Consider the following 22,587-nt stretch of genomic DNA (forward strand, 5'->3'; position numbering starts at 1 on the left):
TCCATGTCAGAACAAAACAACACCGAAATGACTTTCCAGATCCAGCGCATCTACACCAAGGATGTCTCTTTCGAAGCGCCAAATGCGCCACACGTTTTCCAGAAAGATTGGCAGCCAGAGGTTAAACTTGATCTGGATACCGCATCCACCCAACTGGCGGATGATGTGTATGAAGTCGTACTGCGTGTGACTGTTACCGCTTCTCTGGGCGAAGAAACGGCTTTCCTGTGTGAAGTACAGCAGGGCGGCATTTTCTCCATCGGCGGCATTGAAGGCAACCAGATGGCGCATTGCCTGGGTGCATACTGCCCGAACATCCTGTTCCCGTATGCGCGTGAATGCATCACCAGCCTGGTTTCTCGCGGTACATTCCCGCAACTGAACCTTGCGCCAGTAAACTTTGATGCGCTGTTCATGAACTATCTGCAGCAGCAAGCTGGCGAAGGTGCTGAACAACATCAGGATGCCTGATGAGCACTGTTAATGCGTCAATGACTGTGATCGGTGCCGGCTCATACGGCACCGCTCTTGCCATCACACTGGCAAGAAATGGTCACGATGTGGTCCTGTGGGGCCACGATCCAAAACATATCGCGACGTTGCAACATGACCGCTGCAACGTGGCGTTTCTCCCTGACGTTCCGTTCCCAGACACCCTGCACCTGGAAAGCGATCTTGCGACCGCACTGGCAGCCAGCCGCAACATTCTGATTGTGGTGCCAAGCCATGTCTTTGGCGAAGTGCTGCGCCAGATCAAGCCGCTGATGCGTCCGGATGCACGTATTGTATGGGCAACGAAAGGACTGGAAGCCGAAACCGGACGCCTGCTGCAGGACGTTGCCCGCGAAGCGCTGGGTGATGAGATCCCGCTGGCGGTCATCTCCGGCCCGACCTTTGCTAAAGAGCTGGCTGCTGGCCTGCCAACAGCGATTTCGCTGGCTTCAACCGATCAGGCCTTCTCTGACGATCTTCAACAGCTGCTGCACTGCGGCAAGAGCTTCCGCGTCTACAGCAACCCCGATTTTATCGGCGTGCAGCTGGGCGGTGCGGTGAAGAACGTGATTGCGATTGGTGCCGGGATGTCAGACGGCATTGGTTTTGGTGCCAACGCACGTACGGCGTTGATCACCCGTGGTTTGACAGAAATGTCCCGTCTGGGAGCGGCACTGGGTGCCGATCCGGCGACCTTTATGGGGATGGCAGGTCTGGGCGACCTGGTGCTGACCTGTACCGACAACCAGTCGCGTAACCGCCGCTTTGGCATGATGCTCGGACAGGGCAGCGATGTAAAAGGCGCGCAGGAGAAGATTGGTCAGGTGGTTGAAGGTTACCGCAATACCAAAGAAGTTCGCGAACTTGCCCATCGGTTTGGCGTTGAAATGCCAATAACCGAGGAAATTTATCAGGTATTGTATTGCGGAAAAAATGCGCGCGAGGCAGCATTGACCTTATTAGGTCGTGCGCGCAAGGACGAGCGCAGCAGCAACTAGTCGCAGGGAACCGTTGTCACCCAACGATACGGCCAGCAGAGACTGGCCGATCGTACTATTACGTCTGGAGTAAGCAATGCCGTGTGAAGAACTGGATATCGTCTGGAACAATATTAAAGCCGAAGCCCGGGCGTTGGCCGACTGCGAGCCTATGCTGGCCAGTTTCTACCACGCGACGCTACTCAAGCACGAAAACCTCGGCAGCGCCCTGAGCTATATGCTTGCCAACAAACTGGCCTCCTCAATTATGCCTGCCATCGCCATTCGCGAAGTGGTAGAAGAGGCCTACGCCGCAGATCCGGAAATGATCGCCTCTGCCGCCTGTGATATCCAGGCTGTGCGCACGCGTGACCCGGCTGTCGATAAATACTCTACACCGCTGCTGTACCTGAAAGGCTTCCATGCGCTTCAGGCCTACCGCATTGGTCACTGGCTGTGGAACGAAGGCCGCCGCGCGCTGGCCATCTTCCTGCAAAACCAGGTGTCTGTAACCTTTCAGGTTGATATCCACCCGGCGGCGAAAATTGGCCGTGGGATTATGCTCGACCATGCCACCGGCATTGTTGTCGGTGAAACGGCGGTGATTGAAGATGACGTCTCTATTCTGCAATCGGTCACGCTGGGCGGTACGGGCAAAACCAGCGGCGATCGTCACCCGAAGATCCGTGAAGGGGTGATGATTGGCGCAGGTGCCAAGATCCTCGGCAATATCGAAGTAGGGCGCGGGGCGAAGATTGGTGCGGGTTCAGTCGTGCTTCAGCCAGTTCCGCCGCACACCACCGCCGCTGGCGTACCGGCACGTATTGTCGGCAAGCCAGACAGCGATAAACCGTCAATGGATATGGATCAGCACTTCAACGGTATCCACCATACCTTCGAGTATGGGGACGGTATTTAACTTCTGAGAATGGCGCCCGGGTATCCCAACTGGCGCCATGCTTCATACACAACCACTGACACCGCATTTGACAGGTTCATGCTGCGGCTGTCCGGCATCATTGGAATACGGATTTTTTGCTCAGCGGGCAGGGCGTCCAGGATGATTGCGGGCAGGCCACGGGTTTCCGGGCCAAACATCAGATAATCCCCTTCCTGATAGCTCACTGCGCTGTGTGCAGGCGTCCCTTTCGTGGTCAGGGCGAACATACGTTGTGGCTTTTCGCTTTCCAGAAACGCGGCGTAATCATGATGACGCACCACGGCAGTAAATTCATGATAATCCAGCCCCGCGCGCCGCAGACGTTTGTCGTCCCACGTAAAACCCATTGGTTCAATGATATGCAGGCGAAAACCGGTGTTCGCACACAAGCGGATGATGTTGCCGGTATTCGGCGGGATTTCTGGTTCGAATAAAACGATGTTAAGCATGCTGCCCCCTTAATTGCGGGGGCAGAATAGCAGAAAAGAGAGGAACTACGCGACGCCGGGTTCCTGCGAGCGGCTATACAGCATTTTGTATACGGTTGCCGCAGCGGCCACCAGGGCGGGTACGCTGAGGATCATTAAAATACTGTCTGCCTGCCACTGCATGGAAAGAAGCTGGGCGCTGGTCATGGTTCCCGCCACGCCGCCAAAGCGGCCGATGCCCTGCATCCAGGCGATACCTGTCGCGCGGCACTCGGTAGGGTAAAAGGTCGCGGCCAGGGTCTGCATGCCCGATTGCGCACCGTTCATTGCGATCCCCATCAGGAAAATGAGTCCGCCAAACAGGGCGATATGGTTATGCTCAAGGCCGAGTAACAGGATCAGTACCATTGTCAGGACAAATCCCCCTGCGACCACCTTGTGCGCTTCCCAGCGGTCCATCATCCAGCCCGCGAGCAGAATGCCTGCGGTACCGCCGAAGGTGAACAGCGAGGTGAGCCAGGCGGATTCCGCCAGAGCATAACCCATCCCCTGCATCAGCGTCGGCATCCAGCTCAGCAGGACGTAGTAAATAACCAGCCCCATAAAATAGGTCACCCACAGCATCAGGGTACCGGGCAGCCAGGGCATAGAAAACAACTGCGCCACGCTCCCTTTTTTAGACACGACTTTCTCCTCCGCCAGGAAAAAGCCCGTGGCACTCTCCAGCGTGCTGCGGGCGAATCGGCTGGCGATACGGCGGATCTGCATGACGTCTTTCCCGCGCTGAACCAGAAACTTCACTGACTCCGGTAAAAGCAGCGCCAGCAGCAGCGTTAAAATCAGCGGAGCAATCGCGCCGGTCAGCAGCACGCTTCGCCAGCCGTGGTGGGGGATAAGCCAGGAAGAGATCGCGCCGCCGCCTGCCGCACCCAGAGGGAAGCCGCAGTACATGGTGTTAATCGCCATGGCGCGGCAGCGCTGGGGGGCAAACTCGGAGATCAGCGTGATGGCGTTGGGCATTGCAGCGCCGAGGCCCAGACCCGTCAAAAAGCGCCACAGCGTGAGCGTATTCAGACTTTGCGCCCAGGCCGTTCCCAGGCTCGCGAGGCCGAAGAACAGACACGAAAAGACCAGTACGCGCTTGCGTCCCATCCGGTCCGATACCGGACCGGCGATAAGTGCCCCCAACGACAGCCCCAGCAGCGCTGCGCTCAGCACCGACCCCAGATCCTGTTTGTGTATCCCCCATTCTGCCGACAGCGTAGGCGCGATGTAACCCATCGCCGCCGTATCAAAACCATCGATCGCCAGAACCAGAAAGCCCAGCACGATAAGAAGCCAGTGAAACCCTGAAAAGGGACTCTCATCGATCACCTGCTGAATATCCACCTTACCTGAATATGTCATACGCTCCCCTCTGATGTGATGTTGTTTTTGTGTTCTTGTATTTGCTTGTCTATACAATTGCGCGCGGCAGGTTGATGTCAAATTTTCTTATCCAATATGTTATCTGGATGTTATTTTTGGCATAAAAAAGCGCCCGAGGGGGAATCGGGCGCGTGAAAAAGAGGTGTTAATGGGGAAGACTCAGGCTGCGTTTCCCTGAGCAAGCGGAGCCAGCGCCGCCGGTAATTTGCTTAACTCCTGCACCAGGGAATCCTTACTGATCTCACTAATCGTTTTCGCGCCAGTTAACGTCATCGCCACCTTCATCTCTTTTTCGATCAGGTTCAGCAGGTTTGCCACACCCGCCTGGCCCGCCGTCGCCAGCGCATACAGATACGCACGCCCCAGCAGTACGCTGTCAGCGCCCAGCGCGATCATACGCACCACGTCGAGCCCGCTGCGGATGCCGCTGTCGGCCAGGATAGCGATGTCGCCTTTCACTGCATCGGCAATCGCAGGCAGGGCTCGTGCGGAAGAGAGCACACCGTCAAGCTGGCGTCCGCCGTGGTTAGAAACCACAATCCCGTCAGCGCCAAAGCGTACCGCGTCGCGGGCATCTTCGGGGTCGAGGATCCCTTTGATCACCATCGGGCCGTCCCAGAAATCGCGGATCCACTCCAGGTCTTTCCAGGAGATGGACGGGTCGAAGTTATTTGCCAGCCAGCCGATGTAATCCTCCAGTCCGGTAGGTTTACCAAGGTAAGCCGAGATATTGCCCAGATCGTGTGGACGGCCGTTCAGACCGACATCCCAGGCCCATTGCGGATGCGTCACCGCCTGCCAGTAACGGCGCAGGGCGGCATTCGGGCCGCTCATGCCTGAGTGAGCATCACGGTAGCGTGCGCCGGGGGTTGGCATATCGACGGTAAAGACCAGCGTTGAGCAACCCGCCGCTTTGGCACGCTCCAGCGCATTACGCATAAACCCACGATCGCGCAGAACGTACAGCTGGAACCACATCGGGCGCTTGATGGTTGGAGCGACTTCTTCAATCGGGCAGACGGAAACGGTGGAGAGGGTAAACGGAATACCTTTGGCATCCGCGGCCGCGGCCGCCTGTACTTCGCCACGACGGGCGTACATGCCGCACAGGCCTACGGGGGCGAGGGCGACCGGCATGGAGAGCGTTTCATTGAACAATTTCGTCTCAAGGCTCAGGTCAGACATATTCTTCAGCACGCGCTGGCGCAGAGCCACTTCCGACAGGTCTTCCACATTGCGACGCAGGGTGTGCTCGGCATAGGCCCCGCCGTCGATATAGTGAAACAGGAAAGGTGGCAAAATGCGCTGCGCCGCGGCGCGATAGTCACTGGCTGCTGAAATAATCATGCTTTGTTCTCCCTGGAAATATCACTGTCGCCAGGCAGACGGGTAATACGCGCCTGTCGGGCCTGATCTTCATCGAATCGTTTAATGGTGGTGTGTACGAAGCCCAGATGCGCCATCATCGCTTTTCGCGCGGCCTCGGCATCACCGGCCAGAATGGCGTTAAGCACCGCCTCGTGTTGTTCGGTCAACTGGGCAAACACCGGTGGAACCAGATACATACGCTGGCGGCTCTGCTTCACGGAGGATTGCAGCAAGTCGAAGAAACCGCGCATGGTCTGCAGCAGAACCACGTTGTGTGATGCCTCGGCAATCGCCAGGTGAAAGCGCACGTCCGCCTGGGAGGCGATATCCGGGTCACTGCTCTGCGTGGCCTCAAAACAGGCTCTTAGCTTCTCTTTATCGGCCTCGGTTGCCCGCATGGCTGCATGCCAGGCGGTACTGGTTTCGATGGCATGACGCGCTTCAAGGATGTCGAAGCTGTAGTCCGGGTCGTTCTCCATCAGCGTTTTCAGTGGCTGAACGATGTTTTGCTCAGACCAGTCATCATGCTGCCAGCGGACAAACGTGCCACCACCGCGGCGGCTTACCAGTACCCCTTCGCTGACCAGTGTCGCCAGTGCCTCACGCAGCGAATTACGTGATACACCAAGCTGGGCGGCGAGTTGGCGTTCGGCGGGCAATTTCATGCCCGCTTCCAGCTGTTGTTCTTCAATCAGCGCCCGCACGCGAGAGGCGATCTCGTCGGACAGGCGTCTGGGCATCACTATCATGGAATCATCCAGGTTAAGACATAGGCCTGCAGGGTGGTGATCACCCCGACCATGCAGGTGAATATCAGGCTGTGTTTCACGGTAAAGCGGAACAGGTCCGACTCTCTACCCACCAGTCCCACCGCAGCACAGGCAATGGCGATGGATTGCGGGGAGATCATTTTCCCGGTCACGCCGCCAGTGGTGTTAGCTGCCACCAGAAGGACATCTGACACACCAATCTGTTGGGCCGCCGTTGCCTGCAGAGCAGCAAACAGGGCGTTAGACGAGGTATCTGAACCGGTCAGGAACACCCCCAACCAGCCGAGGAACGGCGAGAAGAAGGTGAATGCGTGACTGGTATGCGCCAGCGCCAGCGCCAGCGTTGATGACAAACCGGAATAGTTCGAGATAAACGCGAACGCCAGCACCATGCCGATGGAGTAAATCGGCAGCATCAGCTCTTTAATGGTCGCCGCAAAGGTCTGTACTGCAGCGACAGGCTTCATGCGCAGCCATACAACAGAAAGGATAGCGGCAAACAGAATCGCCGTACCGGTCGCGGAGAACCAGTCGAATTTGTATACCGCGGCATACGGCGTTGCGGCGTGGACCACCGGCGGCATACGGGCGACCATCTTGTCGAGGAACGGTACGGAGATGTTAATCACCATGTCGTACAGTGCACCACCCGGTGCGAAGAGGGCTTTAAACGGTGGGATGCTCCACAGCGTCACCGTTGCGGTCAGGAACAGGAACGGCGACCAGGCACGGATCACCTGTCCTGCCGTATAGCCTGTACGCGCCAGGGTTTGATCGACCTGAGAGGCGCCCATATCGGCAAAACGGAAAATACGTACCGGCTGCCAGCGCTTCAGGAACAGCGTCAGACAAACCAGCGAAACCAGCGAAGAGATAATGTCCGGCAGTTCAGGGCCGAGGAAGTTGGAGCTGAGATACTGGGCGATGGCGAACGAACCACCCGCCACCATCACCGCAGGCCAGGTTTCCTTCACGCCGCGCCAGCCGTCCATAATCGCCATGATCCAGAACAGCACGATAATGGTCAGGAACGGCAGTTGGCGGCCCACCATCTGGCCAATCTCGAAGCTGTCCAGCCCGGTCACCTGTCCGGCCACGAGAATCGGAATGCCCATCGCACCAAACGCGACGGGGGCGGTGTTCACAATCAGGCACAGACCCGCGGCATACAGCGGGTTAAAGCCCAGACCGACCAGCAGCGCGGCGGTGATCGCCACCGGTGCCCCAAAACCTGCTGCCCCTTCCAGGAACGCCCCAAAGGAGAAGCCGACAATCAGCATCTGCAGGCGCTGGTCCGGCGTGATGGAGAGGATTGACGAGCGAATGATGTCGAACTGCCCGGTTTTCACCGAGATTTTATAGACAAAGACCGCGGCGATGATGATCCACGCAATCGGCCACAGGCCATAGAAGAAACCGTAGACCACAGAGGCCAGCGCACGGTCAACCGGCATTTTGTAGAACAGCAATGCCACCATCAGCGCGATAGCAACGGTATACGTCGCGGCGAGGTAGCCCTTCAGCTTGAGCTTAATCAGCGCAAAGAAGAAGAACAGGATCGGAAGCGATGCGATCAGGCTCGACAGCCAGATATTTCCGGCCGGGTCGTAGTTTTGTTGCCAGAGGCTCATGCAGGTCTCCTGGGGACCAGACAGCCTGCGCAGCGGGTGAGTCTCCGCTCATCTCTGCGTCACAGGTTGTGTAAAAGTGGTCCTGCCAATGTTGTGTTGTAGGGGTAATGACAACAAATGGTTAACCAGATGTTATGGACTGGCAATGGTTTTGTGAGCATAAATGATGGATTTGTGAAGCGGGGAAGAAAGAAACAGGGGATTGGTTGGGCCAATTTGAAGCGGGGTGGAGCCTGGTGCCCTCACCCCGATGCTCTCCCACAGGGAGAGGGGGAATGATCAGAACGCGGTCTTACAAAAACCCGTCATCTCTTTCAGGCCCATTTCGCGGCCCAGCTCGGTCATCGGGTGAACCACCACCAGACCACGAACGCTTTTCTTCAGCTTGCCCATGTCGGCCTGCTCTTTTTTGGTGATCGCACGGCGGTGCGGCATGTTCATCAGCTTCTGCGCTTCTTTGCTCAGCTTCTGGCCTTTGACTTCGCGCAGGCGCTCGATTTCGGTTTCCAGCGTGGCGACCTCTTTTTCCAGCTCAGCGTACTTCTCGGCGGAATCGACCAGTGACAGGCCAGCCATCTGGTGGCGGATCAGATCCAGACGGTCGCTCAGGCGTTTAATTTCGTTCTTTTCGACTTCTTTCATGACAAATAACTCTGAAAACGGGGAATTTACAGGGAAGGATACACCAATGTGAGCAGGCTTACTTCTGAAACGCTTTTTTTAAGCTGATTCGGGAAATCAGCTCAGTCAGGGAGAGGACCATTGTGGAGCGAACAACCTGTTGATAACGCAGCTTTTGCATCGCGTATAACTCAGGATCGCTGTTATCAAACTGAGGTGCCGGGGGAAGGGCAGTGACGCAATGCAACTCGCCGAAAGGTCCAAGGATCTCATCATCGGTAAAGGTGTACTCATTACCGTCATGATTTAACTCTTCGCGCAGCGCCATCAACAGCTCAGCGTCTTCATACTCTGGCCTGCTCAGCACACCAAGGCCATAAATCAGCTTCAGACGCACTGAGAGATCGCCCAGCGGTCCGTCTCCGTCCAGTAACGGTTCTACAGCATATTTTACCGCGTAGTCGTCTTTGCGAAACACCTGAAGCACCAGGATATTCACCGCCTCGGTTAGCAACTCGACGGCGGCAATCAGGAAACTTCGTACGGTTTTGCCAGCATTCAGACGCTCAAGCACACGATTTTCAAAGGCCTGGGTTTGTTCCATTATTGCCTGCATATCTGACAATCTGTAATCAGGGCGCAGGATTACCTGCGCCACACTCTGCATCATTTGGTTGCGTTATATGCGTTAACCGCCTCCACAACCACGTCGCTGTTGGCGTCCAGACCTGAAATCTGCGCCAACGCAGCCTGCGCGCCTTTATCATTAATCAATTGAGCCAGTTCCTGCGCCTGCGGATCCTGCTCGCTGCGGTAGTGCATTGCGGCGGCAATCCCTTTCACCAGGTTGGCGTGCGGCAGACCGTATTCCAGCGTGCCCAGCAGCGGTTTAATCAGGCGATCGCCCGCGCTCAGCTTGCGCAGGGGCTGACGGCCAACGCGCTCAACGTCATCTTTCAGATACGGGTTTTCAAAACGACCGAGGATTTTCTGGATGTATGCTGCGTGTTTATCAGCATCAAAACCGTAGCGTTTGATCAGCACCGCGCCGCTCTCTTCCATTGCCCCTTTTACCACAGCGCGAATGTTCTCATCGAGAATCGCGTCACGGATGGTCTGATGACCGGCCAATTTTCCGAGGTACGCGGTTATAGCATGCCCGGTGTTCAGCGTGAAGAGTTTGCGTTCGACAAATGCCATCAGGTTATCAGTTAATTCCATCCCCGGGATGGTTGGCAGCGCGCCTTTAAACTGCGTTTTATCGACGATCCACTCGCTGAAGGTTTCAACGGTCACTTCCAGCGGGTCGTGGGTGGCGGATTCAGACGGCGGGACGATACGGTCAACGGCGGAATCAACAAACCCCACGTGCGCTTCAACCCAGGCTTTATCTTCGTCGGCAACAGCGGCGAGCACATGGCCTTTCAACTGCGTGGTGCCGCGCACCATGTTTTCACAGGCGATGATGTTCAGCGGGGTATCAATGTTCTGCGCTTTACGTTTTGCGAGGCCTTTCGCCACTGCAGGAGCGATACGCTCAAGCACGACCGGACCCACGGCGGTGGTCACCAGATCGACGCTGGCAATAAGGTCGATAACGTCGTCGCCGATACTGCTTACCGCATTGACGCCAGACACCGTCTCAACCTGCTCGTTTTCTCCAACCACGTGTACCTGGTAGCTATGACGGGCATTCAGGGCGTCTAGCACCACCTGGTTCACATCGGCGAATGTCAGCGTAATGCCCGCGTCTGCCAGCAGTTTGCCGATAAAGCCACGACCGATATTACCTGCGCCAAAATGTAATGCTTTCATAGTGTTAACCTTCATCAATATTTTTTACCCGAGAGGGCTGGGGTGAGGAACCGCATAACTTTCCCCTCACCCTAGCCCTCTCCCCTGTGGGGAGAGGGCGGAAATGGGCTTACTTGTTCAGCAGCGCCAGTACTTCTTCCACGCTGGTGGTGCTGGCCAGACGCTCAATGACAGACTCATCATCCAGGGCGTTAGTCAGGCTGGTAATCACCTGAATGTGCTCGTTGTTACGAGCGGCGATACCAATCACCAGACGGGCGATGTCGTCTTCTTCTTCACCGAAGCGCACACCCTGCGGATACTGACAGAATACGACGCCGGTTTTCAGCACGCGATCTTTCGCTTCAACCGTACCGTGCGGAACCGCGATGGATTCACCCAGGTAGGTTGGCGTCAGTTTTTCACGTTCCAGCATCGCATCAACGTATTCAGGTTGAACGTAGCCACCTTTCACCAGTTGCTCACCGGCAAAGCGAATCGCCTCTTCTTTGGTAGCAGCAGTACGACCGAGGAAGATGTTCTCCGCACCCAGTTTGAACAGGTGGGCGTTGCTCTCGTCGAAACTGTCCTGCAGGCTGGAGCGCACTTTCACTTCGTTGTCTTCGTGACGCTGCGCGGCAACCAGACGCTCGGTCAGGCTGGTGTACAGGCCGCTGTCGAGGAAGTTGGTCAGCGAAATATGCTGTGCCTGCGGAACCTGACGCATGGCGCGTTCGGTCAGATCGCGGTGCGTGATAACCAGGTCCACATCCGGTGGCAGACTGTTGATGGCGCTGTTGGTCACAGAGATGTTAGTCAGACCCGCATCCTGCACTTTCTTACGCAGCACACCTGCACCCATTGCGCTGGAACCCATACCGGCGTCACAGGCAACGATGATTTTACGCACGTGGCTCAGGTCGTTAGAGACATCACCAGCCGCCAGCGGTGTAGCACCTTTGGATTCCGCTTTCATGTCGTGCATACGACGGGTAGCCGCTTCGATATCATCATCTTCTTTCAATTTGCTGGTTTTCAGCAGGATAGAAGAGACCACGAAGGAGACCGCCATTGCTGCACAGATAGCCGCGATGTTTGCGAAGTAAGCCCCTTTTGGCGTCATCGCCAGTACCGCCAGGATAGAACCCGGAGACGCCGGAGAAACCAGACCACCGCCCAGCACGCTCAGTGTGAACACACCGGTCATACCGCCGAGGATAACGGCCAGGATCAGACGCGGATTCATCAGCACGTACGGGAAGTAAATTTCGTGGATACCACCCAGGAAGTGAATGATAGCCGCACCGCCCGCAGACTGCTTCGCGCTACCGCGACCAAAGAACATGTACGCCAGCAGAACACCCATACCCGGGCCCGGGTTCGCTTCAATCAGGAAGAAGATGGATTTGCCAAGCTCATGAGACTGCTGAATACCCAGCGGTGAGAAGATACCGTGGTTGATGGCGTTGTTAAGGAACAGGATTTTCGCCGGTTCAACAAAGATAGACGCCAGCGGCAGCATGTCGTGCGCAACCATGAAGTTAACGCCTGCTGCCAGAATTTTGGACAGCACTTCAACCGCAGGGCCAATGCCGAGGAACGCCAGAATCGCCAGGATCATACCAATGATGCCTGCGGAGAAGTTGTTCACCAGCATTTCGAAGCCAGAGCGAATCTTACCGTCTACCCAGGAATCAAAGTGTTTGATTGCCCAACCGCCCAGAGGACCCGCAATCATTGCGCCCAGGAACATTGGCATATCCGCACCGACAATCACACCCATGGTTGTGATTGCACCCACTACACCGCCACGGTCACCGCCCACCAGACGACCACCGGTGAAACCGATGAGCAGCGGCAGCAGATAAGTAATCATTGGGCCAACAAGTTTCGCCAGCGTTTCGTTAGGCAACCACCCTGTCGGAATGAATAATGCGGTGATGATACCCCACGCGATAAACGCGCCGATATTTGGCATCACCATGTTGCTGAGGAAACGACCAAAGCTTTGTACTTTGATCTTGAAATCGGATGACATAAAACACCCCTTCTTCTGTTTACGCTTAGGCTTGCGGCCCGAGGTTTATTGTTAATGTGAGGCGGCAGAGGTAGCCGGGCCCTGTTCATGCTGTGAAATCTGGCACTGAATCGTTCAACTGTCCAGATGACGAAAATTTGTGTGATTCGTGTCACGTAAATGTAGGGGGTGTGGATATCAATGTGGTGATCTGAATCACAAAGTAAGTGGGCAAAAAAAATACGATGACGAAAAATAGAGCAGAAACGACCCTTTTTTGTGATTTTTGTCACATTTGATCCTGGCGGATTTGTCTCTGTATTGTGACTTATTTCACAAAATATTTTTATGCAGAATTCTCCGGCTGTGATCCTTAACAAATTCTGTCTTGCGATTTAGCGTCAGGATGGCATGGGGCGACACAGAAAGCTAAAAAACCACTTTTCAGATGTGGTATGGCGAAAAGTGTAAACGTGGATTACGCTCATATTGTAAGGTTAAGTCTATTATTATTCAGGTTATATTTTGACACGTTTATAAACTTGCATGGAGATATTATAAAAATCCATACTCCCCGGCTGCTGAAATAGCAAGTGATTACTGTTCCTATAAAAAATTAATTAGGTTGCGTACCGTTTTATTAATTTAATGAGTTGACGTTGTTTAAGTGAGGAGAATATGTTTCTCAACTATTTTGCGCTGGGCGTATTGATTTTTGTATTCCTGGTCCTTTTTTACGGCGTCATAGCCATTCATGACATCCCGTATAATATGGCCAAAAAACGTAACCATCCCCATGCCGATGCGATTCATACGGCAGGATGGATTAGCCTGTTTACGCTCCATGCTATATGGCCGTTCCTGTGGATCTGGGCCACGCTTTACCGTGAAGATCGCGGCTGGGGGATGCAGAACCACATCTCGAAGCCTGATGAGGTACCGGGCATGGATGCACTGACCAAACGCGTGGCGGAGCTTGAACAAAAGCTGGCAGCGGCACAACCCACTGCTGATAAGAACACGCTGGAGCGCTAATCATGGATCTGTTGATTATTCTGACCTATGTGGCATTTGCCTGGGCCATTTTTAAAATATTCCGTATTCCCGTTAACCAGTGGACGCTCGCCACCGCGACATTAGGCGGGATATTTATTGTTGCCGGACTTATCCTGTTAATGAACTATAACCACCCGTATACCTTTACGGCTCAAAAGGCGGTTATTTCTATTCCGATTACGCCGCAGGTCACCGGGGTGGTCAGTGAAGTGACTGATAAAAATAATCAGCTCATTAAAAAAGGTGAAGTGTTATTTAAACTTGATCCAGGTCGCTACCAGGCGCGTGTAGACAGACTCCAGGCTGACCTGGTCACTGCGACGCACAATATCGACAACCTTAAGGCACAACTGTCGGAAGCGGTCGCCAATACCACGCGGGTGTCTGCGGAACGCGATCGTCTGTATAAAGATTATCAGCGCTACCTGAAAGGCAGCCAGGCAAAGGTTAACCCGTTCTCTGAAAGCGATATCGACAATGCGCGCCAGAACTATCTGGCACAAGACGCGCTGGTTAAAGGCTCTGTCGCCGAACAGACGCAAATTCAGACTCAGTTAGACAGCATGGTTAACGGTGAGCAATCTCAGGTTGCCTCTCTGCGCGCCCAGCTTGCCGAAGCCAAATACAACCTGGAACAGACCGTAGTGCGTGCGCCAAGCAATGGCTATATCACCCAGGTACTGATTCGTCCGGGGACGTATGCCGCCGCGCTGCCTCTGCGCCCGGTGATGGTCTTTATCCCGGAACAGAAACGCCAGATTGTGGCGCAGTTCCGTCAGAACTCGCTGCTGCGTCTGAAACCGGGCGATGAAGCTGAAGTGGTGTTCAACGCGCTGCCGGGTCAGGTCTTCTCCGGTAAGCTCACCAGCATTCTGCCGGTGGTGCCGGGTGGATCATATCAGGCTCAGGGTGCGCTGCAGTCTCTGACGGTGGTTCCGGGTACGGATGGCGTGCTGGGGACTATCGAGCTTGACCCGAATGCCGATGTCGATGCACTGCCAGACGGTATTTATGCTCAGGTGGCGGTTTATTCGGACCATTTCGCCCATGTTTCGGTGATGCGTAAGGTACTGCTGCGTATGACCAGCTGGATGCACTACCTCTACCTCGATCACTAATCCTTCCAGGGCAGGAATGCGACATGCATACCTGCCCTTTTTTCGTCGCTTGATCCATACTGATTTTTTTCCGGCATCAAGGATCAGGCAATGAAACTCATCGGTAGCTACACCAGTCCCTTCGTGCGAAAAATCTCTATTCTCCTGCTGGAGAAAGGGATTGAATTTGAATTCGTCAATGAACAGCCTTACAACGCCGAAAACGGCGTCGCGCAGTACAACCCGCTAGGAAAAGTCCCGGCACTGGTGACGAACGAGGGCGAATACTGGTTTGATTCCCCGATTATTGCGGAGTATATCGAGCTGCTGGGCGTCGCCCCGGCAATGCTACCGGCCGACCCAAAAGCCGCGCTGGCTGTGAAGCAAATTGAGGCCCTGGCCGATGGCATTATGGATGCGGCGTTAACCTCCGTACGCGAGCAGGCAAGACCCGCCGCCCAACAGTCGGAAACAGAACTGCTGCGCCAGCGTGAAAAAATCAGCCGCAGCCTGGATATGTGTGAGCAGCTCATCCGGGAGGGAAAAATCCAGCCCGACAGAGTGGATCTGGCGACGATTGCGATCGCCTGCGCCATCGGTTATCTCAATTTCCGTCATGTTTCCCCTGGCTGGTGCGTCGACCGCCCGTTGCTGGTAAAACTTGCCGAAACGCTGTTTAGCCGTGAGAGTTTTGCCCGCACCGAACCGCCAAAGGCTTGATGCGGGTTATAACACTTCGCTGCCGGAGGCGGTACAATCCCTCCACATGTTAACTCCCTCTCCCGTCGGGAGGGGGGATGATATTTACTCGCCAGGCGCTTTCATGACTACTCATCATTCGCTGTACAGCCAAATTCCCGCTACCGACCGTCTTCTTCGCGAGCCTCGCATTCATGCTACTGTTGAGCGTTTCGGCCATACCGCGACGGTTGATATGTTACGGTTGCTTCAGGATGAAGCCCGACACCACATTCAGGCAGAAAACACACTGCCTGACTGGTGCGCGGCGTGGGAGCAAGAAGTTGAAAAGCGGCTGGATGAGAAAACGCAAAGTGCACTTCGTCCGGTGATTAACCTGACGGGTACGGTACTGCACACCAACCTGGGGCGCGCGCAACAGGCGGAAGAGGCGGTTGCTGCGGTCGCGCAGGCCATGCGAATGCCTGTGACGCTGGAGTACGATCTGGACGGTGCAGGGCGCGGACATCGTGATCGGGCACTGGCGGACCTTCTCTGCCAGCTGACCGGCGCGGAAGATGCCTGCGTTGTGAATAACAACGCCGCCGCGGTGCTGCTGATGCTGGCGGCCACCGCTAGCGGCAGAGAGGTGGTGGTTTCCCGCGGTGAGCTGGTTGAGATTGGCGGCGCGTTTCGCATTCCGGACGTGATGCGTCAGGCGGGCTGTTCGCTGCATGAAGTGGGCACCACTAACCGCACTCATGCGAAAGATTATCGCGCGGCGGTGAATGAAAATACCGCCCTGCTGATGAAGGTTCATACCAGCAATTACCATATTGAAGGTTTCACCAAAACCGTTGAAGAAGCTGAGCTGGCAGCGATTGGACGCGAGCTGAATATACCGGTGATTGCCGATCTCGGTAGTGGTTCCCTGGTCGATCTCAGCCAGTACGGTTTGCCAAAAGAGCCGATGCCACAAGAGATGATTGCGGCGGGTGTCAGCCTGGTGAGCTTTTCCGGCGACAAACTGCTGGGGGGGCCGCAGGCGGGGATAATAGTGGGTAAGCGTGAGCTGATTGCGCAGTTGCAGCAGCATCCGCTCAAGCGAGCCCTGCGCGCGGATAAAATGACGCTCGCGGCACTGGAAGCGACATTGCGGCTCTATCTGCATCCGGAGAAACTGGCTGACCGCCTGCCCACGCTGCGTTTGCTAACCCGGGATGCCGCTTCAATTCGTGCACAGGGTGAATTGCTGCTACCCCGAGTTGCCCCTCATTACCCTGATTTTGACGTTCGCATTGAACCCTGCCAGTCGCAGATTGGCAGCGGTTCACTGCCAGTGGACAGACTGCCGAGTGAAGCGCTCACGTTCACCCCGCGTGACGGACGCGGTAGCCACCTTGAAACCCTGTCGTCGCGCTGGCGCGCGTTGCCGACGCCGGTTATCGGGCGGATTTACGACGGCAGAATGTGGCTGGATCTACGCTGCCTTGAAGATGAAGAGCGATTTCTGGAGATGTTGTTGAAATGATTATTGCCACCGCCGGTCACGTCGACCACGGAAAAACCACGTTATTGCAGGCGATTACGGGCGTAAATGCCGATCGTCTTCCGGAAGAGAAAAAGCGCGGCATGACCATCGATCTGGGCTATGCCTACTGGCCGCAGCCTGATGGTCGCGTGCTGGGCTTTATTGATGTTCCGGGGCATGAAAAGTTTCTGTCCAACATGCTGGCGGGCGTGGGGGGGATCGATCATGCCCTGCTGGTGGTGGCCTGCGATGATGGCGTGATGGCGCAAACGCGCGAGCATCTGGCGATCCTGCAGCTGACGGGCAACCCGCAGTTGACCGTGGCGCTGACCAAAGCTGACCGCGTGGATGAGGCGCGCATCAGTGAGGTGCGCGAAATGGTACAGGCGACCCTACGGGAATATGGTTTTGCCGATGCGCCGCTTTTTGTCACTGTAGCGACTGAAGGTCGCGGTATCGACGCAATTCGCCACCACTTACAGCATCTCTCTTCGCGCGAGCATGCCAGCCATCATCGTTTCCGTCTGGCGATTGATCGGGCGTTTACCGTTAAAGGTGCGGGTCTGGTCGTCACAGGTACGGCGCTAAGCGGCGAAGTGAGAGTGGGTGACAGTTTATGGCTGACGGGCGTTAACAAACCGATGCGCGTGCGCGGTTTACATGCGCAAAACCAGCCCGTAGAGCATGCTCATGCCGGGCAGCGAATCGCACTCAATATTGCCGGTGATGCGGAAAAAGACCAGCTTAACCGTGGTGACTGGCTGTTGGCTGATACCCCTCCAGAACCGTCTGAGCGCGTGATCGTCTCCCTGCAGACGCACATGCCGCTGACTCAATGGCAACCGCTGCATATTCATCACGCGGCCAGCCATATTACCGGACGCATCTCGCTGCTGGAAAACGACCTTGCCGAGCTGGTTTTTGATTCACCACTCTGGCTTGCGGATAATGACCGTCTTGTTCTGCGCGATATTTCAGCGCGGGAAACGCTGGCCGGGGCGCGAGTGGTGACACTTCACTCACCGCGACGTGGCAAGCGTAAACCTGAGTATCTGCAATGGCTGTCTGCTCTGGCGCAGGCGACGGATGATAAAACAGCGCTGCTGGTTCATCTCGAGCGCGGTGCGGTGAATCTTGCTGACTTTGCATGGGCTCGCCAGTTGAGTGAGGAAGGTTTACGTCAGCTGACCCAGGAGCCGGGCTTTATTCAGGCTGGCAACAGCCTGCTGAATGCCCCGGTGGCGGCGCACTGGCAGCGTAAAATATTGAACACGCTTGCGACTTACCATGAACAGCATCAGGATGAACCGGGCCCCGGCCGCGAGCGTCTGCGCCGCATGGCGCTGCCGATGGAAGACGATGCTCTGGTGCTGCTGTTGATTGAAAATATGCGCGAAACGGGGGCGATTAAAAGTCACCACGGTTGGCTGCATCTGCCGGATCACAAAGCCGGGTTTACCGCTGAGCAAGAGGCAGTATGGCAAAAAGTGGCATCACTGTTTGGCGATGAGCCATGGTGGGTTCGCGATCTGGCCCGCCAAACGAATACTGACGAGCAAGTGATGCGCCAGGTATTGCGCCATGCGGCGCAGCAGGGGCTTATCGTCGCGATCGTGAAAGATCGTTATTACCGTAACGATCGCATTGTTGCGTTTGCCAACCTGATCCGTGAGCTGGATCAGGAACGAGGCTCTACCTGTGCAGCCGATTTCCGCGACCGTTTGAATGTTGGCCGCAAGCTGGCGATCCAGATCCTGGAATATTTCAACCGTATCGGGTTTACCCGCCGTCGCGGAAATGATCATTTATTACGCGATTCACTATTATTTCCGCAAACATAAAACAGGAATTAATACAAAAATAGAATAGATAGAAAGAGATTTAAATATTAATTCACACCTTCGCAGGGTTAAATTTATTCAACCTGCGAAGGTCTTCGCAAAATCATATTTTTGATCATGTTTTTTGAGTAATCTTTACCTTATGCTGCAGACAATTTTTATCTCTTTGAGGAAATATCATGGCTGCATCAGTATTTTATATTCCTTCCGTGAATATTATTGGTTCTGATTCATTAAACACCGCAATGGATACCATGCGCGACTACGGCTGGCGCCGCGCGCTGATTGTCACCGATACCATGCTGAGCAAGCTGGGTATGGTCGCCAGTATTCAACATGCTCTGAAAGAACGTGATATTTCCAGCGTTGTGTATGACGGCACGCACCCTAATCCGACGACAGCAAATGTGGCGGCAGGTCTGGAAATATTAAAAGCAAATCAGTGTGACTGTATTATTTCACTGGGTGGTGGTTCACCTCACGATTGTGCAAAAGGTATTGCGCTGGTGGCAGTGAACGGCGGTGATATTCGTGATTATGAAGGTGTCGATCGCTCTGCAAAACCACAATTGCCGATGATTGCTATTAATACTACCGCGGGTACGGCTTCGGAAATGACGCGTTTCTGTATTATTACTGATGAGACGCGTCATATTAAAATGGCGATAGTGGATAAGCACGTTACGCCAGTACTGTCCGTTAACGATTCCTCGCTCATGTCAGGAATGCCACCCTCACTGACAGCGGCAACCGGTATGGATGCCCTGACGCATGCGATTGAAGCGTATGTGTCTGTGGCGGCCACACCTATTACCGATGCCTGCGCGCTGAAAGCGGTGACGATGATTAGTGAAAACCTGGTACATGCCGTTGAAGATGGCAGTAACGCTCAGGCGCGTGAAGCGATGGCCTATGCACAATTCCTCGCTGGAATGGCGTTTAACAATGCTTCACTAGGCTATGTACACGCGATGGCGCATCAGTTGGGTGGCTTCTACGATCTGCCGCATGGCGTCTGTAATGCTGTACTGCTTCCACACGTTCAGGTGTTTAACAGCAAGGCTGCGGCGGGGCGTCTGCGCGACTGTGCAAAAGCCATGGGCGTGAATGTGAGTGAGATGACCGACATGCAGGGAGCCCAGGCCTGCATCGTTGAGATCCGTGCGCTGGCCCGCAAGGTCAATATCCCGGCGGGCCTTCGCGAACTGAACGTCAAAGAGGAAGATATTCCGGTCCTGGCAACCAATGCGCTGAAGGATGCCTGTGGGTTCACCAACCCGGTTCAGGCGACCCATGAAGAGATAATGGAAATTTACCGCGCCGCGATGTGACTCTTGTCGTAAACCCGTCACCGGCTGGCGAGAAAATCGTCAGTCGGGACTACCCTTGTTGTACACCAACAGCAAGGAGACGGTCATGACAAACAATCCTCCCTCATCGCGTATCCAGCCTGGCGAGTATGGTTTTCCCCTCAAGCTGAAACCCCGTTATGACAACTTTATTGGCGGTGCCTGGGTGGCTCCCGTCGACGGCGAATACTATTCCAACCTGACCCCCGTCACCGGTCAGCCGCTTTGTGAGATAGCCAGCTCCGGCAAGCGTGATATCGATCTGGCGCTGGATGCGGCGCATAAAGCGAAAGATAAATGGGGCCATACTTCCGTCCAGGACCGTGCGGCCATATTGTTCAAAATTGCCGACCGGATGGAGCAAAATCTGGAGCTGCTGGCGACGGCGGAAACCTGGGATAACGGCAAGCCTATCCGGGAAACAATGGCGGCAGATGTGCCGCTGGCCATTGACCACTTCCGCTATTTTGCTTCCTGTATTCGTGCTCAGGAGGGCGGAATCAGTGAGGTCGACAGCGATACCGTGGCGTATCACTTCCACGAGCCTTTGGGCGTGGTGGGGCAAATCATTCCGTGGAACTTCCCGCTGCTGATGGCGAGCTGGAAAATGGCACCTGCGCTGGCAGCAGGGAACTGTATTGTGCTTAAACCGGCGCGCCTGACCCCGCTGTCGGTCCTGTTGTTGATGGAAGTGATTGGCGATCTGCTGCCACCGGGGGTGGTCAACGTGGTGAACGGTGCCGGAGGTGAAATTGGTGAATATCTGGCGACCTCAAAACGTATCGCCAAAGTGGCATTTACCGGGTCGACGGAAGTGGGTCAGCAGATCATGCAGTACGCGACGCAGAACATCATTCCGGTAACGCTGGAACTGGGCGGTAAGTCTCCGAATATTTTCTTTGCCGATGTGATGGATGAAGAAGATGCCTTCTTCGATAAAGCCCTGGAAGGGTTTGCTCTGTTTGCCTTCAATCAGGGGGAAGTGTGCACTTGCCCGAGCCGGGCGCTGGTTCAGGAGTCTATTTACGAGCGCTTTATGGAGCGCGCGATCCGTCGTGTGGAGTCTATCCGCAGCGGTAACCCGCTTGATAGTGTCACCCAGATGGGGGCGCAGGTTTCTCATGGACAACTGGAAACGATCCTCAACTATATTGATATCGGCAAGAAAGAAGGGGCAGATATCCTGACCGGTGGCCGCCGTAAAGTGCTCGGTGGGGATCTGCAGGAAGGGTATTATCTTGAGCCGACGATCCTGTTCGGTAAGAACAATATGCGAGTCTTCCAGGAGGAAATTTTCGGACCGGTGCTGGCAGTGACGACCTTCAAAACGATGGAGGAGGCACTGGAAATTGCGAATGACACACCGTATGGCCTGGGGGCGGGTGTCTGGAGCCGCAACGGTAATCTGGCTTATAAAATGGGAAGAGGCATTCAGGCCGGGCGCGTATGGACTAACTGTTACCATGCCTATCCGGCGCATGCGGCATTTGGTGGTTATAAGCAATCGGGCATCGGGCGTGAAACGCACAAGATGATGCTGGAGCATTACCAGCAGACAAAATGTCTACTGGTCAGTTATTCCGATAAACCTCTGGGACTGTTCTAATCACTCCGTTCAGGCCGTCCATTGACGGCCTGAGCAATTTGCTGGCGCAGGCAGTTTAGTACGCCATCCAGGACGTATTGCACACGCCAGGGTTGATATTCGCGCTTGCGGAATATGGTCGTCAGGTCGAGCCACCACTCCTCCTGATGCGGGAAGCAAGGGACCAACATTCCCTGCGTTAATTCTTTTTTCAGGCTCTCTTTGGGAGCAAAAACAATTCCAAGGTTATTTCTCGCCAGTTCCAGAGCCGTCTGGGTATTGTCGCAAATATAGTTCCCGGTCACTCTATAATCATGGACCTCATCGCTACCATGCACGCGGAAACGCCAGATGTTTGCATCATCAACCAGCATGGAGTCTATAAGAATACAGGAGTGGTTAATTAAATCTTCAGGTCCCGTTAAGGGGTGTTTATTTAAATACTTTTTGGTTGCAAATGCTGTAACCGAATATTTTGTTAAAACACTCGCAACCAGACTTTCGTCTTTTGGTTGCGCATAGGTAATTAAAATATCGCAGTCATCAGGAAAGGAAACACCTTCTGAATATTCATTCCGATCCAGGTTGTACGTTTTCAGGGAGATGCGGATATCACCGATGTCCTCTATCTTGTGGATCACGTGTCGCGCGAGGTAGGTCACAATGCCTGTAGGGGCATAGATTGTCACTTTTCCACGTTTTTCGTGCTTGTAATCAGCAATGAAATTAACAAGTTGGCTGTTTTTGTCCAGCGAGGCGTTAATGTAAGGGAGTAATGCTTCACCGAACTGGGTCAGGGCCAGCTGGCGCGTGGTGCGCTCAAAAACCTTAAGTCCAACCCGTGTTTCAAAATCAGAGAGATATTTACTGACGTTGGCCTGCGCCATGCCCAGCAGGGCGGCGGCATCGCCAATACTGTGGGTTGCTGCGATGACGGATATAATTTTTAATTCGCGTGGCTTTAGTTGTAATTTACTCATCATG

At 54.8% G+C, this 22,587-nt stretch carries 20 protein-coding genes; 10 read left to right on the forward strand and 10 right to left on the reverse strand.

Annotated elements, in window-relative coordinates; all coding sequences use genetic code 11:
* Positions 1-3 precede the first annotated feature (3 nt).
* The 3 genes from secB (at position 4) to cysE (ending at position 2,388) form a co-directional block, all read left to right on the forward strand.
* Complete coding sequence (gene secB, locus AAHF05_RS00670; protein WP_003860835.1) at positions 4-471, forward strand: protein-export chaperone SecB; 468 nt, start codon at positions 4-6, stop codon at positions 469-471.
* On the forward strand, positions 471-1,490 hold the full coding sequence (gpsA, locus tag AAHF05_RS00675; protein WP_129324326.1) for an NAD(P)H-dependent glycerol-3-phosphate dehydrogenase: 1,020 nt from the start codon (positions 471-473) through the stop codon (positions 1,488-1,490). Before secB ends, gpsA begins: the two co-directional genes overlap by 1 nt.
* Before the next feature lie 76 nt (positions 1,491-1,566).
* Positions 1,567-2,388, forward strand: coding sequence for a serine O-acetyltransferase (gene cysE / locus AAHF05_RS00680; protein ID WP_008502718.1), 822 nt, complete (start codon positions 1,567-1,569; stop codon positions 2,386-2,388).
* Here cysE and trmL read toward each other — a convergent pair.
* The 9 genes from trmL to AAHF05_RS00725 all read right to left on the reverse strand — a co-directional run bounded on the left by trmL (position 2,385) and on the right by AAHF05_RS00725 (position 12,487).
* On the reverse strand, positions 2,385-2,858 hold the full coding sequence (gene trmL, locus AAHF05_RS00685; protein ID WP_028017880.1) for a tRNA (uridine(34)/cytosine(34)/5-carboxymethylaminomethyluridine(34)-2'-O)-methyltransferase TrmL: 474 nt from the start codon (positions 2,856-2,858) through the stop codon (positions 2,385-2,387). The two genes, cysE and trmL, sit on opposite strands and share 4 nt — an antisense overlap.
* 45 nt (positions 2,859-2,903) lie before the next feature.
* Positions 2,904-4,244, reverse strand: a complete 1,341-nt coding sequence (locus tag AAHF05_RS00690) for an aromatic acid/H+ symport family MFS transporter (RefSeq protein ID WP_129324325.1) — start codon at positions 4,242-4,244, stop codon at positions 2,904-2,906.
* A gap of 180 nt (positions 4,245-4,424) precedes the next feature.
* On the reverse strand, positions 4,425-5,612 hold the full coding sequence (lldD, locus tag AAHF05_RS00695) for a quinone-dependent L-lactate dehydrogenase (protein ID WP_028017882.1): 1,188 nt from the start codon (positions 5,610-5,612) through the stop codon (positions 4,425-4,427).
* The gene (gene lldR, locus AAHF05_RS00700) at positions 5,609-6,382 is read right to left on the reverse strand and encodes a transcriptional regulator LldR (protein ID WP_028017883.1); all 774 of its coding nucleotides are present in this window, start codon (positions 6,380-6,382) and stop codon (positions 5,609-5,611) included. The genes lldD and lldR overlap by 4 nt, the downstream gene beginning before the upstream one ends.
* Complete coding sequence (gene lldP, locus AAHF05_RS00705) at positions 6,379-8,034, reverse strand: L-lactate permease (RefSeq protein ID WP_374936426.1); 1,656 nt, start codon at positions 8,032-8,034, stop codon at positions 6,379-6,381. The genes lldR and lldP overlap by 4 nt, the downstream gene beginning before the upstream one ends.
* Positions 8,035-8,313: 279 nt before the next feature.
* Positions 8,314-8,676 carry a YibL family ribosome-associated protein gene (locus tag AAHF05_RS00710; protein ID WP_024906604.1) on the reverse strand — a complete coding sequence of 121 codons (363 nt, stop codon included), beginning with the start codon at positions 8,674-8,676 and terminating at the stop codon, positions 8,314-8,316.
* A gap of 58 nt (positions 8,677-8,734) precedes the next feature.
* Entirely contained in the window at positions 8,735-9,325 is a 591-nt protein-coding gene (mtlR, locus tag AAHF05_RS00715; RefSeq protein WP_128348976.1) for a mannitol operon repressor MtlR, read from the reverse strand.
* Entirely contained in the window at positions 9,322-10,470 is a 1,149-nt protein-coding gene (gene mtlD, locus AAHF05_RS00720; RefSeq protein WP_129325170.1) for a mannitol-1-phosphate 5-dehydrogenase, read from the reverse strand. Before mtlD ends, mtlR begins: the two co-directional genes overlap by 4 nt.
* 109 nt (positions 10,471-10,579) lie before the next feature.
* Complete coding sequence (locus AAHF05_RS00725) at positions 10,580-12,487, reverse strand: PTS mannitol transporter subunit IICBA (protein WP_129325171.1); 1,908 nt, start codon at positions 12,485-12,487, stop codon at positions 10,580-10,582.
* Positions 12,488-13,144: 657 nt separating this feature from the next.
* Here AAHF05_RS00725 and AAHF05_RS00730 point away from each other — a divergent pair.
* The 7 genes from AAHF05_RS00730 (at position 13,145) to aldB (ending at position 21,624) form a co-directional block, all read left to right on the forward strand.
* Positions 13,145-13,501 (forward strand): DUF3302 domain-containing protein, encoded by a 357-nt coding sequence (locus AAHF05_RS00730; protein ID WP_028018224.1) that lies wholly within the window; start codon positions 13,145-13,147, stop codon positions 13,499-13,501.
* Between the two features lie 2 nt (positions 13,502-13,503).
* Positions 13,504-14,640, forward strand: coding sequence for an HlyD family secretion protein (locus tag AAHF05_RS00735; RefSeq protein ID WP_129325172.1), 1,137 nt, complete (start codon positions 13,504-13,506; stop codon positions 14,638-14,640).
* Between the two features lie 90 nt (positions 14,641-14,730).
* Entirely contained in the window at positions 14,731-15,339 is a 609-nt protein-coding gene (locus AAHF05_RS00740) for a glutathione S-transferase (RefSeq protein ID WP_114978952.1), read from the forward strand.
* A 103-nt stretch (positions 15,340-15,442) separates the two neighbouring features.
* Positions 15,443-16,828: an L-seryl-tRNA(Sec) selenium transferase gene (gene selA, locus AAHF05_RS00745; protein ID WP_129325173.1), complete on the forward strand. Its 1,386-nt coding sequence runs from the start codon at positions 15,443-15,445 to the stop codon at positions 16,826-16,828.
* Positions 16,825-18,669 carry a selenocysteine-specific translation elongation factor gene (selB, locus tag AAHF05_RS00750; protein ID WP_129325174.1) on the forward strand — a complete coding sequence of 615 codons (1,845 nt, stop codon included), beginning with the start codon at positions 16,825-16,827 and terminating at the stop codon, positions 18,667-18,669. The genes selA and selB overlap by 4 nt, the downstream gene beginning before the upstream one ends.
* Before the next feature lie 179 nt (positions 18,670-18,848).
* On the forward strand, positions 18,849-20,000 hold the full coding sequence (gene yiaY, locus AAHF05_RS00755) for an L-threonine dehydrogenase (RefSeq protein WP_049006236.1): 1,152 nt from the start codon (positions 18,849-18,851) through the stop codon (positions 19,998-20,000).
* A gap of 85 nt (positions 20,001-20,085) precedes the next feature.
* Positions 20,086-21,624 (forward strand): aldehyde dehydrogenase AldB, encoded by a 1,539-nt coding sequence (gene aldB / locus AAHF05_RS00760; RefSeq protein ID WP_028018230.1) that lies wholly within the window; start codon positions 20,086-20,088, stop codon positions 21,622-21,624.
* Here aldB and AAHF05_RS00765 read toward each other — a convergent pair.
* On the reverse strand, positions 21,621-22,586 hold the full coding sequence (locus tag AAHF05_RS00765; RefSeq protein WP_374936427.1) for a LysR family transcriptional regulator: 966 nt from the start codon (positions 22,584-22,586) through the stop codon (positions 21,621-21,623). The two genes, aldB and AAHF05_RS00765, sit on opposite strands and share 4 nt — an antisense overlap.
* Between the last annotated feature and the right edge of the window lies 1 nt (position 22,587).

The organism is Enterobacter adelaidei, assembly GCF_041937165.1.
Taxonomy (GTDB): domain Bacteria; phylum Pseudomonadota; class Gammaproteobacteria; order Enterobacterales; family Enterobacteriaceae; genus Enterobacter; species Enterobacter adelaidei.

Coding starts and splice junctions, on each gene's coding strand:
- gpsA (WP_129324326.1), top strand. CDS start 471: ATGAGCACTGTTAATGCGTCAATGACTGTGATCGGTGCCGGCTCATAC.
- AAHF05_RS00725 (WP_129325171.1), bottom strand. CDS start 12,487: ATGTCATCCGATTTCAAGATCAAAGTACAAAGCTTTGGTCGTTTCCTC.
- AAHF05_RS00765 (WP_374936427.1), bottom strand. CDS start 22,586: ATGATGAGTAAATTACAACTAAAGCCACGCGAATTAAAAATTATATCC.
- lldP (WP_374936426.1), bottom strand. CDS start 8,034: ATGAGCCTCTGGCAACAAAACTACGACCCGGCCGGAAATATCTGGCTG.
- secB (WP_003860835.1), top strand. CDS start 4: ATGTCAGAACAAAACAACACCGAAATGACTTTCCAGATCCAGCGCATC.
- selA (WP_129325173.1), top strand. CDS start 15,443: ATGACTACTCATCATTCGCTGTACAGCCAAATTCCCGCTACCGACCGT.
- lldR (WP_028017883.1), bottom strand. CDS start 6,382: ATGATAGTGATGCCCAGACGCCTGTCCGACGAGATCGCCTCTCGCGTG.
- AAHF05_RS00730 (WP_028018224.1), top strand. CDS start 13,145: ATGTTTCTCAACTATTTTGCGCTGGGCGTATTGATTTTTGTATTCCTG.
- lldD (WP_028017882.1), bottom strand. CDS start 5,612: ATGATTATTTCAGCAGCCAGTGACTATCGCGCCGCGGCGCAGCGCATT.
- AAHF05_RS00710 (WP_024906604.1), bottom strand. CDS start 8,676: ATGAAAGAAGTCGAAAAGAACGAAATTAAACGCCTGAGCGACCGTCTG.
- cysE (WP_008502718.1), top strand. CDS start 1,567: ATGCCGTGTGAAGAACTGGATATCGTCTGGAACAATATTAAAGCCGAA.
- yiaY (WP_049006236.1), top strand. CDS start 18,849: ATGGCTGCATCAGTATTTTATATTCCTTCCGTGAATATTATTGGTTCT.
- AAHF05_RS00690 (WP_129324325.1), bottom strand. CDS start 4,244: ATGACATATTCAGGTAAGGTGGATATTCAGCAGGTGATCGATGAGAGT.
- AAHF05_RS00735 (WP_129325172.1), top strand. CDS start 13,504: ATGGATCTGTTGATTATTCTGACCTATGTGGCATTTGCCTGGGCCATT.
- mtlD (WP_129325170.1), bottom strand. CDS start 10,470: ATGAAAGCATTACATTTTGGCGCAGGTAATATCGGTCGTGGCTTTATC.
- trmL (WP_028017880.1), bottom strand. CDS start 2,858: ATGCTTAACATCGTTTTATTCGAACCAGAAATCCCGCCGAATACCGGC.
- AAHF05_RS00740 (WP_114978952.1), top strand. CDS start 14,731: ATGAAACTCATCGGTAGCTACACCAGTCCCTTCGTGCGAAAAATCTCT.
- aldB (WP_028018230.1), top strand. CDS start 20,086: ATGACAAACAATCCTCCCTCATCGCGTATCCAGCCTGGCGAGTATGGT.
- mtlR (WP_128348976.1), bottom strand. CDS start 9,325: ATGATGCAGAGTGTGGCGCAGGTAATCCTGCGCCCTGATTACAGATTG.
- selB (WP_129325174.1), top strand. CDS start 16,825: ATGATTATTGCCACCGCCGGTCACGTCGACCACGGAAAAACCACGTTA.